The 13,229-nt window shown below is 70.9% G+C and carries 12 protein-coding genes; 5 read left to right on the top strand and 7 right to left on the bottom strand.

Annotation, left to right across the window (positions count from 1 at the left end):
* Positions 1 to 173: 173 nt before the first annotated feature.
* Positions 174 to 1,412, bottom strand: coding sequence for a M20 family metallo-hydrolase (locus QC818_RS16325; RefSeq protein ID WP_309653923.1), 1,239 nt, complete (start codon positions 1,410 to 1,412; stop codon positions 174 to 176).
* 321 nt (positions 1,413 to 1,733) lie between these two features.
* Between QC818_RS16325 and QC818_RS16320 the strand changes: the two genes are divergently transcribed.
* The 3 genes from QC818_RS16320 to aguA all read left to right on the top strand — a co-directional run bounded on the left by QC818_RS16320 (position 1,734) and on the right by aguA (position 5,862).
* Positions 1,734 to 3,152, top strand: a complete 1,419-nt coding sequence (locus QC818_RS16320; RefSeq protein ID WP_309653922.1) for an aminotransferase — start codon at positions 1,734 to 1,736, stop codon at positions 3,150 to 3,152.
* Positions 3,153 to 3,265: 113 nt separating this feature from the next.
* Complete coding sequence (locus QC818_RS16315) at positions 3,266 to 4,732, top strand: Na+/H+ antiporter NhaC family protein (protein WP_309653921.1); 1,467 nt, start codon at positions 3,266 to 3,268, stop codon at positions 4,730 to 4,732.
* A gap of 8 nt (positions 4,733 to 4,740) precedes the next feature.
* Positions 4,741 to 5,862: an agmatine deiminase gene (gene aguA / locus QC818_RS16310; RefSeq protein WP_309653920.1), complete on the top strand. Its 1,122-nt coding sequence runs from the start codon at positions 4,741 to 4,743 to the stop codon at positions 5,860 to 5,862.
* A gap of 12 nt (positions 5,863 to 5,874) precedes the next feature.
* Here the strand turns inward: aguA and QC818_RS16305 are convergent, their stop codons facing one another.
* Positions 5,875 to 6,051: a hypothetical protein gene (locus tag QC818_RS16305; RefSeq protein WP_309653919.1), complete on the bottom strand. Its 177-nt coding sequence runs from the start codon at positions 6,049 to 6,051 to the stop codon at positions 5,875 to 5,877.
* A gap of 133 nt (positions 6,052 to 6,184) precedes the next feature.
* Between QC818_RS16305 and QC818_RS16300 the strand changes: the two genes are divergently transcribed.
* On the top strand, positions 6,185 to 7,186 hold the full coding sequence (locus QC818_RS16300; RefSeq protein WP_309653918.1) for an LLM class flavin-dependent oxidoreductase: 1,002 nt from the start codon (positions 6,185 to 6,187) through the stop codon (positions 7,184 to 7,186).
* A gap of 96 nt (positions 7,187 to 7,282) precedes the next feature.
* Positions 7,283 to 7,660, top strand: coding sequence for a hypothetical protein (locus tag QC818_RS16295; protein WP_309653917.1), 378 nt, complete (start codon positions 7,283 to 7,285; stop codon positions 7,658 to 7,660).
* Here the strand turns inward: QC818_RS16295 and QC818_RS16290 are convergent.
* The 5 genes from QC818_RS16290 to QC818_RS16270 form a co-directional block, all read right to left on the bottom strand.
* Complete coding sequence (locus QC818_RS16290; protein WP_309653916.1) at positions 7,657 to 8,442, bottom strand: ion transporter; 786 nt, start codon at positions 8,440 to 8,442, stop codon at positions 7,657 to 7,659. The two genes, QC818_RS16295 and QC818_RS16290, sit on opposite strands and share 4 nt — an antisense overlap.
* A gap of 76 nt (positions 8,443 to 8,518) precedes the next feature.
* Positions 8,519 to 9,313, bottom strand: coding sequence for a M48 family metallopeptidase (locus QC818_RS16285; protein WP_309653915.1), 795 nt, complete (start codon positions 9,311 to 9,313; stop codon positions 8,519 to 8,521).
* A gap of 4 nt (positions 9,314 to 9,317) precedes the next feature.
* Positions 9,318 to 9,749 (bottom strand): type II 3-dehydroquinate dehydratase, encoded by a 432-nt coding sequence (aroQ, locus tag QC818_RS16280; protein WP_309653914.1) that lies wholly within the window; start codon positions 9,747 to 9,749, stop codon positions 9,318 to 9,320.
* Positions 9,750 to 9,779: 30 nt separating this feature from the next.
* A complete protein-coding gene (glnE, locus tag QC818_RS16275; RefSeq protein ID WP_309653913.1) occupies positions 9,780 to 12,761 on the bottom strand; it encodes a bifunctional [glutamate--ammonia ligase]-adenylyl-L-tyrosine phosphorylase/[glutamate--ammonia-ligase] adenylyltransferase in 2,982 nt (993 codons plus the stop codon).
* Positions 12,762 to 12,841: 80 nt separating this feature from the next.
* Positions 12,842 to 13,213 (bottom strand): diacylglycerol kinase, encoded by a 372-nt coding sequence (locus QC818_RS16270; protein ID WP_309653912.1) that lies wholly within the window; start codon positions 13,211 to 13,213, stop codon positions 12,842 to 12,844.
* Positions 13,214 to 13,229 lie beyond the last annotated feature (16 nt).

Genomic DNA, 13,229 nt, shown 5'->3' with positions numbered 1-13,229 from the left:
CCTCGCCGGTGGCCGGGTTGAGCGTGGTCAGGGTGGCGCCGTCCTCGGCCTCGACGAAGGCGTCGTCGATGTAGGCGCGGGTCTCGAGGGTCAGCGAGTCGGCCAGCGCCTGCCAGTCGGCGCGGGTCCGGGGGGCGGCTTGGTTCATGGCGGTCATGGCGAAACTCCCTTGATCAGGCCGGACGGTCGGCGCGAGCCAGCATGGCGTCGAAGAGCACCTGGGCGCCCAGGGCGCAGTGCTCCGGGGTGGCGTACTCGGCCTCGTTGTGGCTGATGCCGTCGCGGCAGGGGATGAAGATCATCGAGGTGGGGGCCACCCGCGAGACGTAGACGGCGTCGTGGCCGGCGCCGCTCATCATGCGCCGATAGGGCACGCCCCGAGCCCGGGTCGCGTCCTCCACCGCGGCGATGCACTCGGGGGCGAACGCCACCACCGGCGAGGCCCAGATGCGCTCCCGGGACACGCCCACGCCGAAGGCCTCGCCGGCGGCGGCGAGCTCCTGCTCGAACAGCGCCTCCAGGGCGTCGAGCTCGGCCTCCACCACGTGGCGCAGGTCGACGGTGAGGCGCACCTGGCCGGGGATGACGTTGCGCGAGGCCGCCTCGATATCCAGGCAGCCGCAGGTGACCTTGGTGTCGCCGCTGGCGTCGGCCAGGGCGTGGGCCTGCAGGCGGTCGATCAGTCGCGCCGCGGCGGCCAGGGCGTCGCGGCGCAGCCGCATGGGCGTGGGGCCGGCATGGGCCGACTGCCCGGAGAAGGTGACGTCGAACCAGCGCATGCCCTGCACACCGGTGACCACGCCGATGGTCTCCCCGGCGTCCTCGAGCACCGGCCCCTGTTCGATGTGCAGCTCGAAGAAGCCGTCCAGCCGCGGCTTGCCCACCGGCAGGTCGCCGGCGAAGCCGCAGGCCTCCAGGGCCTCGCCGAGGGTCACGCCGTCGGCATCGCGGCGGCTCAGGGTGTCCTCGACGGCGAATTCGCCGGCGTAGGTGCCCGAGGCGACCATGGCCGGGGCGAAGCGGCTGCCCTCCTCGTTGGTCCAGACCACCAGCTCGAGGGGACGCTCGGTGACGATGCCCCGATCGTGCAGGGTGCGAAACACCTCGAGCCCGGCCAGCACGCCGAGGATGCCATCGAAGCGGCCGCCCTTGGGCTGGGTGTCCAGGTGGCTGCCGGTGGCCACCGGATCGAGGTCGTCCCGGCGCCCCTCCCGACGGATAAAGAGGTTGCCGACCCGGTCGACCCGCCAGGTGCAGCCGATCGCCTCGCACCAGTCGAGCAGCAGGCGCCGGCCGGCGGCGTCCTCGGGAGTCAGGGCCAGGCGGCAGCTGCCGCCGTTGGCGGTAGGGCCGATCTCGGCCATGGCCATCAGCGTGTCCCACAGCCGCTGGCCGTCGATGGAAGTCGTCATGGTGCGCCTCTTCGGTCGTTGTTCGGGTAGGGTGACCACCGTTGGAGGTGTCGAAGGGCGCCGGGGACGGGGCGAAGAGGAGGTCCTACGCCATGGACGGCGTCGGTAGCGCCCATGGAAGGGTTCACAGCGCCTCCTCGCAGGCCCGTCGACGGATCAACCCCGAGCGACAATGCCAACGGCAGCCCTGATATCAGGGGCGTCATTTGCCGTGGGATCACCTTACGAGGGCGACGGGAAGCCGCGATATACCCCAATCAGGATATGTCGCCCCCTTCCCGAGGCTGGCTAGTCTGGCGCCTACTCAGAGGAGGTATTGCCATGACCACAACAAGCACCCGTCAGACGACCGACCGCCCCGTCCTCGATGCCGAGACCCTGTGGCAGAAGGACAAGGACCACTTCATCCACCCCTTCACCGACTTCAGCGTCTTCCACGAGGAAGGCTGCGACCTGATCACCGACAGCGACGGTATCTATGTAGAGGACGCGCGCGGCAATCGTTTCATCGACGGCATCGCCGGGCTGTGGTGCGTCAACGTCGGACACGGCCGCGCCGAGATCGGCCAGGCCATGGCCGACCAGGCCACGCGCATGGCCTACTTCTCGACCTTCAACAACCTGTCCAACGCCCCGGCCGCGGAGCTCGCCGCCAAGCTCGCCGAGCTCGCGCCCGCGCACCTCAACCACGTCTTCTACAGCTGCGGCGGTTCGGCGGCCAACGACGCCACCATCCGCCTGGTGCACTACTACTTCAACCGCCTCGGCAAGCCGAACAAGAAGCGCATCCTGTCGCGCAACAACGCCTACCACGGCACCACCTACCTGGCCGCCACCCTGACCGGCATCGAGTGCAACAACTGGGACTTCGACACCCTCGACCACCTGGTGACCCACCTCAGCGAGGCCAACTGCTACCGCCGTCCCGAGGGCATGAGCGAGGCCGAATACTGCGATCAGCTGGTGAAGGAGTTCGAGGACACCGTCGCCGAGATCGGCGCCGACAACATCGCCGCCTTCATCGCCGAGCCGATCATGGGCGCCGGCGGCGTTCTGGTGGCGCCCGAGGGCTATCATGTGCGGATGCAGGCGGTATGCCGCGCCAACGACATCCTCTTCATCGCCGACGAGGTGGTCACCGGTTTCGGCCGCCTGGGCCACTTCTTCGCCTCGGAGTCGGTGTTCGACACCCGGCCGGACATCATCAACTGCGCCAAGGGCCTGTCCTCGGGCTATGCGCCGCTGGGCGCCACCCTGATCTCCGACGAGATCTACGAGGTGCTGGGCACCCCGCAGCGCAAGGGCGGCGTGCTGAGCACCGGCTTCACCTACTCCGGGCATCCGGTCAGCTGCGCCGCGGCCCTCAAGAGCATCGAGATCATCGAGCGCGAGGCCATCTGCGAGAACGTCCGCGAGGTGGGCCCCTACCTCGAGCAGCGGCTCAAGACGCTGTCGCACCATGCCACGGTCGGCGACGTGCGCGGCAGCCACTTCATGATGTGCCTGGAGAACGTGGCCGACAAGGACACCAAGGAACTGCTGCCGGTGGAGGCCCGGGTCGGCGACCGCATCGCCTTCGAGGCCCAGAAGCGCGGCCTGATCATCCGCCCGGTGGGTCACCTGAACGTGATCTCGCCGACCCTGATCTGGAGCCGCGAGACCGTCGACACCGCGGTGGCGATCCTCGACGAGGCGCTCACCGCGGCCACCGAATCGCTACGCGAGGATGGCTACCTGTAAACGGCTATCCGTTCCCCGCCGGCAGCCGCCGCGTGTATCACTCGGCATCTCCCGGCGGGCGCCCCCCGGTGCAACATGCAACCACATTAATTCAACAACAAAGGTTAATGACCATGTCACACTCTCCTTCGGACGCGAAGGCCCAGCCGCAAGGCGTCGGCAGCGCCATCAAGGGTGGCCTGATATTTCTCGCGGTCGTGCTGATGGCAAGCCTCAGCAGCTTCGCCCTCGTCGATGGCGACGACTATGGCCTCTACAGCCTGGTCCCCACCGCAGTGGTGCTGGGCATGGCCATCCTGACCCGACGCACCATCGAATCGCTGCTGGCCGGCACCCTGGTCGGCCTGCTGATGATCGACCCGACCACCGTGGTCACCCAGGGCTCGGACATCCTGCTCGGCGTGCTGGGCAACGACACCGTCACCTGGATCATCCTGGTCTGCGGCCTGTTCGGCAGCCTGATCGCCCTGCTGGTCAAGACCGGCGGGGTGCTCAGCTTCGGCGACACCGTGACCCGGCGCATCCACACCAAGCACCAGAGCCTGCTGACCACCTGGTTCCTGGGGCTGATCATCTTCGTCGACGACTACCTGAACGCCCTGACCATCAGCGCCTCGATGAAGAAGATCACCGACCGCTTCGGCATCTCCCGGGAGAAGCTCGCCTACATCGTCGACTCCACGGCGGCGCCGGTATGCATCCTGGTGCCCTTCTCCACCTGGGCGGTGTTCTTCGCCGGCCTGCTGGAGGAGAACGACGTGACCGGCAACGGCATGGGGCTGTACATCGAGGCCATCCCCTACATGTTCTACGCCTGGGTGGCCGCGGCCATCGTGCCGCTGGTGGCGCTGGGCTGGATGCCGGACCTCGGCCCGATGAAGGCGGCCGAGGCCCGGGCCGCCGGCGGCCAGCCGATGCCCGAGGGCGTCGACGACGCCGCCCTGGAGGTGGACGAGAGCAAGCCGCGACCGCACCTGCTGAACTTCCTGCTGCCGATCGCCACCCTGATCTTCTTCACCTGGTACTTCGAGATCGACATCCTGCGCGGCGTCATCGTGGCGCTGGCCGTGACGCTGGGACTGATCGGCCTCCAGCGGCTGCTGAGCTTCCACGACACCTTCGACACGGCGCTGGAGGGCTTCAAGGCGATGATCATGCCGCTGGGCACCCTGGTGGCCGGCTTCACCCTCAAGGAGGTCAACGACGTCCTCGGCCTGACCGACTTCGTGATCGCCACCGTGCAGCCGATGATGACCTCCGGCATGCTGCCGGCGGTGGTGTTCGTCACCATGGCCTTCCTGGCCTTCGCCACCGGTTCCTTCTGGGGGCTGTTCGCCGTGGCCATGCCCATCGTGCTGCCGCTGGCGGCCAGCGTCGACGCCAGCATGCCGCTGGTGGTGGGCGCGCTGATCTCGGCCAGCGCCTTCGGCAGCCACGCCTGCTTCTACGGCGACTCCACCGTGCTCTCGGCCCAGGGCAGCGGCTGCACGCCCATGGCCCATGCCCTGACCCAACTGCCCTACGTGCTGATTGCCGCCACCATCGCCACCGGTGTATTCCTGGTGGTCGGCCACCTGTGAGACCAGCCATGACGACACGCAACCAAGCGGGCGCCCCGGCGGGCGCCCCCCACGAGACCCCGGCGGCGCGGGGCTTCGCCATGCCGGCCGAGTTCGCTCCCCACGACGCCTGCTGGATGCTCTGGCCGCAGCGCCCCGACAACTGGCGCTACGGCGCCAAGCCGGCCCAGAAGGCCTTCGTCGAGGTGGCGACGGTCATCGCCGAGAGCGAGACGGTGTTCGTCGGGGTCAACGACGACCAGTACGAGAACGCCCGCGTCCAGCTGCCCGACCACATCCGGGTGGTCGAACTGTCGAGCAACGACGCCTGGATGCGCGACGTGGGCCCCACCTTCCTCACCCACCCGGACGGCCGCCTGGCCATGGTGGACTGGGACTTCAACGCCTGGGGCGGGCTCGACGGCGGCCTCTACTTCCCCTGGGACAAGGATCGGCGCATCCGCACCAAGGTCGCCGAGATGCTCGGCGTGGAGCGCTTCACGGTGCCGGTGATGCTCGAGGGCGGAGCCATCCACGTGGACGGCGAGGGCACCCTGATCACCACCGAGGAGTGCCTGCTCAATGCCAATCGCAATCCGGACCTGACCAAGACCGAGATGGAGCGGATCCTGCGCGATACCCTGGGCGTGAAGACCATCATCTGGATCCCGCGGGGCTGCTACCAGGACGAGACCGACGGCCACGTCGACAACCTGGCCTGCTTCGTGGCCCCCGGCGAGGTAGCGCTGACCTGGTGCGACGACCCGGCCGATCCCCAGCACGCCATCTCCCGGGAGGCGCTCGAGGTGCTGGAGGCCGCCACCGATGCCCGCGGCCGGTCGCTGAAGGTCCACAAGCTGCCCCAGCCGGGGCCGCTGCACATCGCCGAGGACGAGGCCAGCGGCATCGACCGCCTGAGCCACTCGCACCCGCGCCAGCCCGGCGACCGCATGGCCGGCTCCTACGTCAACTTCTACATCGGCAACTCGGTGGTGGTGATGCCGCTGCTCGACCCGGACCGTGATGACCAGGCCCGGGAAAGACTGCAGGCGCTGTTCCCGACGCGCCGGGTGATCGGCGTGCCGGCCCGGGAGATCCTGCTCGGCGGCGGCAACATCCATTGCATCACTCAGCAGCAGCCCCGGCCTTGAGCCGGACGCGGCTCAGAGCACCAGGCTGGCCACCAATGCCACGCCGCCCATCACCAGGGCGGTGACCACGGCGAGGGCCACCAGGCGGTCCAGCCAGCGGTCGAAGTGCTGCCAGTCGAGTCGTCGCCTCCCGCGACGCCGCGTGGCCCCCCGCCGTCCCGGCGGGGGGCCCTTGCGCTTGAAGTCCATGTCATCGTCCATCCTGTTCGAATAGCCTGAGCTTAGGGACTCGGCGCCCCCGGGGCCAGCCGCCCCTGGCCGTTGCCTTCCGGCTTCGGCGCCTCCATATTGCCAGTGAGCCTGCTAATCAACGGAGTCCATCATGCCCCGCCTCGGTGACATTCCGCTGTCGGTGCTGGACCTGGCGCCGATCCGTCAGGGCGGCAGCGCCGCCGACAGCTTCCGCGACAGCGTCGCCCTGGCCCGGCTGGCCGAGCGGCGAGGCTACCGGCGCTTCTGGCTGGCCGAGCACCACGGCCTGGAAGGCATCGCCAGCGCCGCCACGGCGGTGCTGATCGGCCACATCGCCGGCCACACCTCGCGCCTGCGGGTCGGCAGCGGCGGCATCATGCTGCCCAACCATGCGCCGCTGGTGGTGGCCGAGCAGTTCGGCACCCTGGAGAGCCTCTACCCGGATCGCATCGACCTGGGCCTGGGCCGCGCCCCGGGGGCCGACGCCGCCACCATGGCGGCGCTGCGCCGGGATCCCCATGCCGGCGCGGACGACTTCCCCCGGCGCCTGGCCGAGCTGCGCGGCTTCCTGGAGGAGGCCCGCCCCGATCAGCGGGTCCGCGCCGTGCCCGGCCAGGGCACCCGGGTACCGATCTGGCTGCTCGGCTCCAGCGACTACAGCGCCCGCCTGGCCGCCCGGGAGGGGCTGCCCTTCGCCTTCGCCGCCCAGTTCGCCCCGGGCGGGCTCCACGAGGCGCTGGCGATCTATCGCGAGCATTTCCGGCCCTCGGCGGTGCTCGAGGCGCCCTACGCCATGGTCGGCCTGCCGGTGATCGCCGCCGACAGCGACACCCAGGCCGAGTACCTGGCCACCACCGCACGCCAGAAGTTCCTGGGCATGGTCCGCGGCCGGCGCACCCGGGCCCGGCCGCCGGTGGAGGAGCTGGACTGGACGCCCCCGGAGCGGGCCCAGGTCGAGCAATTCCTGGGCGCGGCGGTGATCGGCGGGCCGTCGACGGTGCGCCAGGGACTGGAGGCGTTTCTCGCCTCGACCGGCGCCGACGAGCTGATGGTGCATACCGAGGTCTTCGCCCTGGAGGATCGCCTGCGCAGCTACGCCCTGCTCGCCGACCTCCACCAGGGGCTGGCCTGACCGCCGGGGGCCGGCGGAACGTTTGCCCCCCGACGCTTTCCAAAGGGCACCCATTCACGGCGCGTCACCGGCGCGCCCCGCCGACGGAGCCTGTTCATGCCCGATCCCAAGGACCCGCGCCACAACGCCGCCTGGCGGGCGGCCCGGCAATGGCAGCAGCGCGCCCACCAGGCGCGCCCCAGCGGTAGCGCCGGTGGCCTGCGGCTGCTGTTCACCTGGCTGGTGTTCGGCGCGCTGATGGTCGTCGGCGTGGTGCTGGGACTGTTCTTCCTGCTGGTGGGCTGGGCGATGCTGCCCTTCCTGCGCCACCGCATGAAGAAACGCATGGAGCGCATGCGCGCCGAACAGGCCGAGGACGTGGGCGGCGGCGTCCATTACCGGGAGACCCGCTCGCCGGACGGCCGTCGCGACATGGAGGTCCTGGAGGGCGACTACGAGGTGCGGGAGCGTCGCGACGAGGAGGAGTGGCGCTAGCCCGAGCGCTCCCCGGCCTGCTCCCCGATCCCGTCGCGACGGGCCAATTCGGCCCTGAGCGCGCCGACTTCCTCGCGCAGGGCCCTCACGTCGCCGTGCAGGTCGCGAATCAGCTCGCGATTGGCGCGATGCAGACGGGCCTGCTCGTCCTCCTGATCGTCCACGAACAGCGATCCCACGTAGGCGGCGAAGCTGCCGAACAGCCCCACCCCGGCCACCATCAGCGCCACGGCCACCACCCGCCCCAGGGTGGTCACCGGAAAGAAGTCGCCGTAGCCCACCGTGGTCACGGTGACGAAGGCCCACCACAGCGCCTCCTCGGCGGTGTCGATGGCGCTGTCGGGATTCGGGCCCTCCACCAGCAGGATGGTCATCGAGCCGAAGGCCACCAGCAGCAGGGTCGCGGTGGCCGCGGAAGCGAAGATCCCCTCGGCCCGGTTGCGGAACAGCAGCCGCCAGATCATGTGCAGGGACTTGATCGCCCGCAGCAGGCGGATGACCTGCACCACCCGCACCAGGCGGCCGGCGAACAGCAGCCCGGCGGGGATGCTGGCCACCAGGTCGATCCAGCCCCAGCGCATGAAGCGCCACTTGTCCGGCGCTTCCCGGAAGCGCAGGCAGAAGTCGGCGAAGAAGAACAGGCAGACCACCAGGTCCAGATAGTGCAGCAGCCGCGACAGCTCGTCGGGCAGCGCGAAGAGCACGTCCACGGCCAGGGCGCCGAGCACGTAGAAGGACAGCACCAGGATCAGCAACTGGAAGGGGGTGAGGCGTTCGTTCATGGGCAGGGCGTCGGGTTGGCGGTCACAGGCCACCGCACCTTACGCCCCTCTCGCGCGCTTGTCGCCCCCGACGGGCTCAGCCACAGGCCGGCGGCGCGGCGTCCCGCCCCAGCCGCCGGGCCGTATCCAGGTGGGCCTGGAGCGCCTCGATGCGCGAGTCGTGGGCGGGATGGGTGGAGAGGAACTCCGGCGGCCCGTCGCCGCCCGCGGCGGCCATGTTGCGCCACAGCGCCACGCTCTGGGCCGGGTCGAAGCCGGCCTCGGCCATGATCTCCAGGCCCATCAGGTCGGCCTCCTCCTCGTGGGTGCGGCTGAACGGCAGGGTAAGGCCCAGTCGGGCGCCGATGCCCAGGGCCCGCATCAGCGGCTCCCCGGCTAGCTCGCCCTCGCTCACCAGCCCGACCACCAGCAGCGCGGCCTTGACGCCCAGCTGCTGGGTGAGCCGTTCGTTGCCGTGATCGGCCAGCACATGGGCCACCTCGTGACCGATCACCGCCGCCAGCTGCGACGGCGTCTCGGCGACCCGCAGCAGGCCCGCGTGCACGCCGATCCGCCCGCCGGGCAGGGCGAAGGCGTTGGGGGACGGCGCGTCGAACACCACCACCTCCCAGGCCTCGGGCATGGCCACCTCGGGGTAGTGACGTCGCGCGGCGTCCACCACCGCCCGGGCCACGCACTGCACCCGCCGGTTCAGGGCCGCGTCACGCGCCGGAGCCCGGCGCTCACGCAGCTGAGCGAAGCTGCGTTCGCCCAGCTCGGCCATCAGGCCGTCGGGCACCAGCGCCAGCTGCGTCCGGCCGGTGGGCGTCTCCTCGCAGCCGGCCAGCAGCAGCACGGCCAGCCAGGGCAGGAGCCAGCGCAGTCGGCGCATGCCGCTACCCCGCCATCACCGCGTCCAGGGCGGCCAGATAGCCCCGGCTGCCGAGCCCGGCGATCACCCCGTCGGCGCGCAGCGAGACGTAGGAGTGGTGGCGGAAGGCCTCGCGCTTGTGGACGTTGGAGAGGTGCACCTCGATGACCCGGCCGTCGAAGGCATTGAGGGCGTCGAGGATGGCCACCGAAGTGTGGGTGTAGGCGGCGGGGTTGATGATGATCGCCGCGGTGCCGTCGAGCCGGGCGGCATGGATGGCATCGATCAGTTCGCCCTCGTGGTTGCTCTGCCGGCAGTGGAGCTCCCAGCCGCCGCCGGCGGCCCGTTCGCGCAGGGCGTCGTCGATGTCCTCCAGGGTCTGGTGGCCGTAGACCTCGGGCTGGCGGGTGCCCAGCAGGTTGAGATTGGGACCGTGCAGGACCAGTAGCTTGTTCATGGCGTCGTGTTTCCTTGATCGTGTCGGGGCTCAGGCGTCCGGCTCGAGGAGCCGCTCCCAGGCGTCGATGACCGCCCGGCGATGGGCCTGGAAGTCGGCGTTGCGGCCCCGGGCGGGCTTGCGGGTCAGGGCCGCCCGATGGGCCGCGGTGCGGCAGGCCAGGTAGGCCTCGCGCAGCCGCCGGCCGTCCTCGGCGGGGAGCCGGCCGCCGCTCTCCAGGGTCTCGAGGATGCGCATGTTGTCGCTCCACTCGAGCAGGGCCGGCGTTTCGCGGCCCATGGCCAGCACCGCGTACTGGCACAGGAACTCGATGTCCACCATGCCGCCCGGATCCTGCTTGAGATCGAAGTCGTCGCCCTCGCCCTTGCCGGCCAGGTGGTCACGCATCTTGCGGCGCATGGCCACCACCTCCTCGCGCAGGGCCTCGGGATCCCGTTCACGGCCGAGGACCTCCCGACGCACCGCCGCGAAGCGCTCGGCCAGGTCCGCGTGGCCGGCCACCACCCGGGCCCGCACCAGGGCCTGGTGCTCCCAGGTCCAGGCCTCGCGACGCTGGTAGTCGGCGAAGGCATCGAGGCTCGACACCAGCAGGCCGGCGTTGCCGGAGGGGCGCAGGCGCATGTCGACCTCGTAGAGGCTGCCCGCCGGGGTCACGGCGGTCAGCAGGTGGATGATGCGCTGGCCGAGGCGGGTGAAGAAGACGGCGTTGTCGATGGGCCGTTCACCGTCGGTGCTGCCCTGGGTGGCGCCGTCGTGCAGGAACACCAGGTCCAGGTCGGAGCCGTAGCCGAGCTCGATGCCGCCGAGCTTGCCGTAGCCGACGATCAGGAACTCCGGCGCCTGGCCGCAGCGCTCGCCGTCGCGGCGCAGGGGGAAGCCGTGCTTGCGGGTCAGGTGCTTCCAGGCCATGGCCAGCACCGCGGCCAGCACCACCTCGGCGATGTAGGTCAGGTAGTCGCTGACCTTCATCAGGTGGCGGGTGCCGGCGATGTCCGAGGCCGCCACGTGCAGCACCTGGGCATGCTTGAAGACCCGCAGGGCCTCGAGCTGGGCCTCCTCGTCGTCCTCGGGGATACGCCCCAGGGCCTGGCGCAGCTCGTCGGCCAGGCGCTCCCGGTCGGCCGGGGTATAGAGGGTCTCCGGGGTCAGCAGCTCGTCGAGCAGGATCGGGTGGCGAGCCAGCTGCTCGGCGATCCAGGGGCTGGCGCTGCACAGCCGCATCAGGTGCTCCAGGGCCTCGGGATTCTCGCGCAGCAGCGCCAGGTAGGCGGTGCGTCGCAGCACCGCCTCGACCATCGGCAGCACCCGTTCCAGGGCGATGTCCGGCGCCTCGCTGGCGGCGGCGGCGTCGAGCAGCAGCGGCATCAGCGCCTCCAGGCGCTCGTAGCCGATGCGCTGCATGGCCTGCACCTGGCGGGCGTCGCGCAGCGCCCGCAGCCGCCGCCAGGCCGCCGTCGGATCATCGAAGCCGGCCGCCGCCAGGCACTCCCGAGCCTCGTCCTCGCCCGGGGCGCCTCGCCACAGGGCCCGCCACTCCTCGAGCTCCACGCCGGCCGCCCCGGCGGAGGCGGCCGCCTCCTCGGCGTCGTCCTCGGGGTCGGCGATCACCGCGTCGAAGTGGCGGCGCACCCGGGCGCGCACCTCGTCGAGCCGCGCCATGACCGCCGGCCAGTCCGCCATGTCCAGCGCCAGCGCGACCCGCTCGCGGTCGAGCTCCTCGGCGGGCAGGGTCTGGGTCTGGCGGTCCTCCAGGGCCTGGAGGGCATGTTCGATGTCGCGCAGGAAGACGTAGTCGGGGGTGAGCTCCTCGACGACCTCCTCCGGCAGCAGGCCGAGGGCCGGCAGGCGCGCCAGGGCCGTCCTCAGCGAGGTCACCTGCAGCTCGGTGTCGCGGCCGCCGCGGATCAGCTGGAAGGCCTGGACCACGAACTCCACCTCGCGGATGCCGCCGGGGCCGAGCTTGATGTTGTCCTGCATGCCCCGGCGCCGTACCTCGCGGTTGATCATCGCCTTGAGCTCGCGCAGCGACTCGATGGCGCCGAAATCCAGGTACTTGCGGTAGACGAAGGGGCGGATGCTGGCCAGCAGCTCGGCCCCGGCCTCGCGGTCGCCGGCCACCGGCCGGGCCTTGAGCATGGCGTAGCGCTCCCACTCGCGCCCCTGGTCCTGGTAGTAGCCGGCAAGCGAGGCGAAGCTGCCGACCAGGGGGCCGCCGTCGCCCAGCGGACGCAGGCGCATGTCGACGCGGAAGGCGAAGCCGTCGGCGGTCACCGCGTCCAGGGCGGCGATCAGCTTCTGGCCGAGCTTGGTGAAGTACTCCTGGTGCTCGAGGGCCTTGCGCCCGCCGCGGGTCTCGCCCCGCTCGGGGAAGGCGAAGATCAGGTCGATGTCCGAGGAGAGGTTCAGCTCGCCGGCACCCAGCTTGCCCATGCCGAGCACCACCAGGCGTTGCTCGCTGCCGTCGGCCCTCGGCGCCGGCCGCCCCCAGCGGCGTTCGAGGTGGCGCTCGAGCCAGTCCAGGGCCAGCTCCAGGCAGGTCTCGGCGAGGTGCGTGACGGCGCCGGCGGTGGCCCACATGTCGGTGCCCGGCGGCCGGGTCAGGTCGCGCCAGACGATGCCCAGCAGGCGCGCCCGGCGGAAGCGGCGCAGGGCGGCGTGCAGGGCCGCCTCGTCCTCGGCGGCCTCCAGGCGCTCGGCCAGCGCCTCGCGCAGCGTCGCCTCGCCCGGCGCTGCGTCCAGCTCGCCGGCGGCGTCCAGGTGGAGCAGCCAGTCGGGATGGCGGATCAGGGTCTCGGCGGCGAAGCCGGAGACGGCCAGCACCCGGGCCAGCTGCTCGCGACGCGCCGTGGAGAGCGCGGCCCAGCTGTCGCCGGGGCCCTCCTGGCCCTGCAGGGAGGCGAGATGATCGGCCTGCTCCAGGGCCTCCCGCAGCCGCCCCCAGGCGTGTCGCAGCGGCGACACCAGGGGCTCGGGCAGGGCATCCAGCGGCAGGAAATCGTCGGGCAGGGCCATGGGCATCTCGCATCCGGTTGATCGATAGCCTTCAGCATACCCAAGCCCGGCCGGCCGGCACTAGACGGTGTTCGTCCCGCTCAGCCCAGAAAGCGGCCCCAGGCGATCAGCCCCCAGGTGAGGCCGGCGATCAGCAGCGCCAGCATCACCGCCGCCGACCCGATGTCCTTGGCGCGACCGGAGAGCTCGTGGCGTTCCGACCCGATGCGGTCGACCACGCTCTCGATGGCGCTGTTGAGCAGCTCGACGATCAGCACCAACAGGCAGCTGCCGATCAGCAGGATCCATTCCACCGGCGTGCGGCCGAGCCAGGCGGCCAGCGGCAGCAGCACCACGCAGATGCCCAGTTCCTGGCGGAAGGCCGCCTCGTTGCGGAAGGCCGCGTTCAGGCCCTTGAGGGAGTAGCGGGTCGAGTGCACCAGATGGCGCCAGCCGGTGTGCCCGGGCTTCATGGGAGCGTCTCCTTGG

The sequence above is a fragment of the Halomonas koreensis genome (genome assembly GCF_031451675.1).
Classification (GTDB): domain Bacteria; phylum Pseudomonadota; class Gammaproteobacteria; order Pseudomonadales; family Halomonadaceae; genus Halomonas; species Halomonas koreensis.
This window is presented reverse-complemented; position numbering and strand designations above follow the sequence as displayed.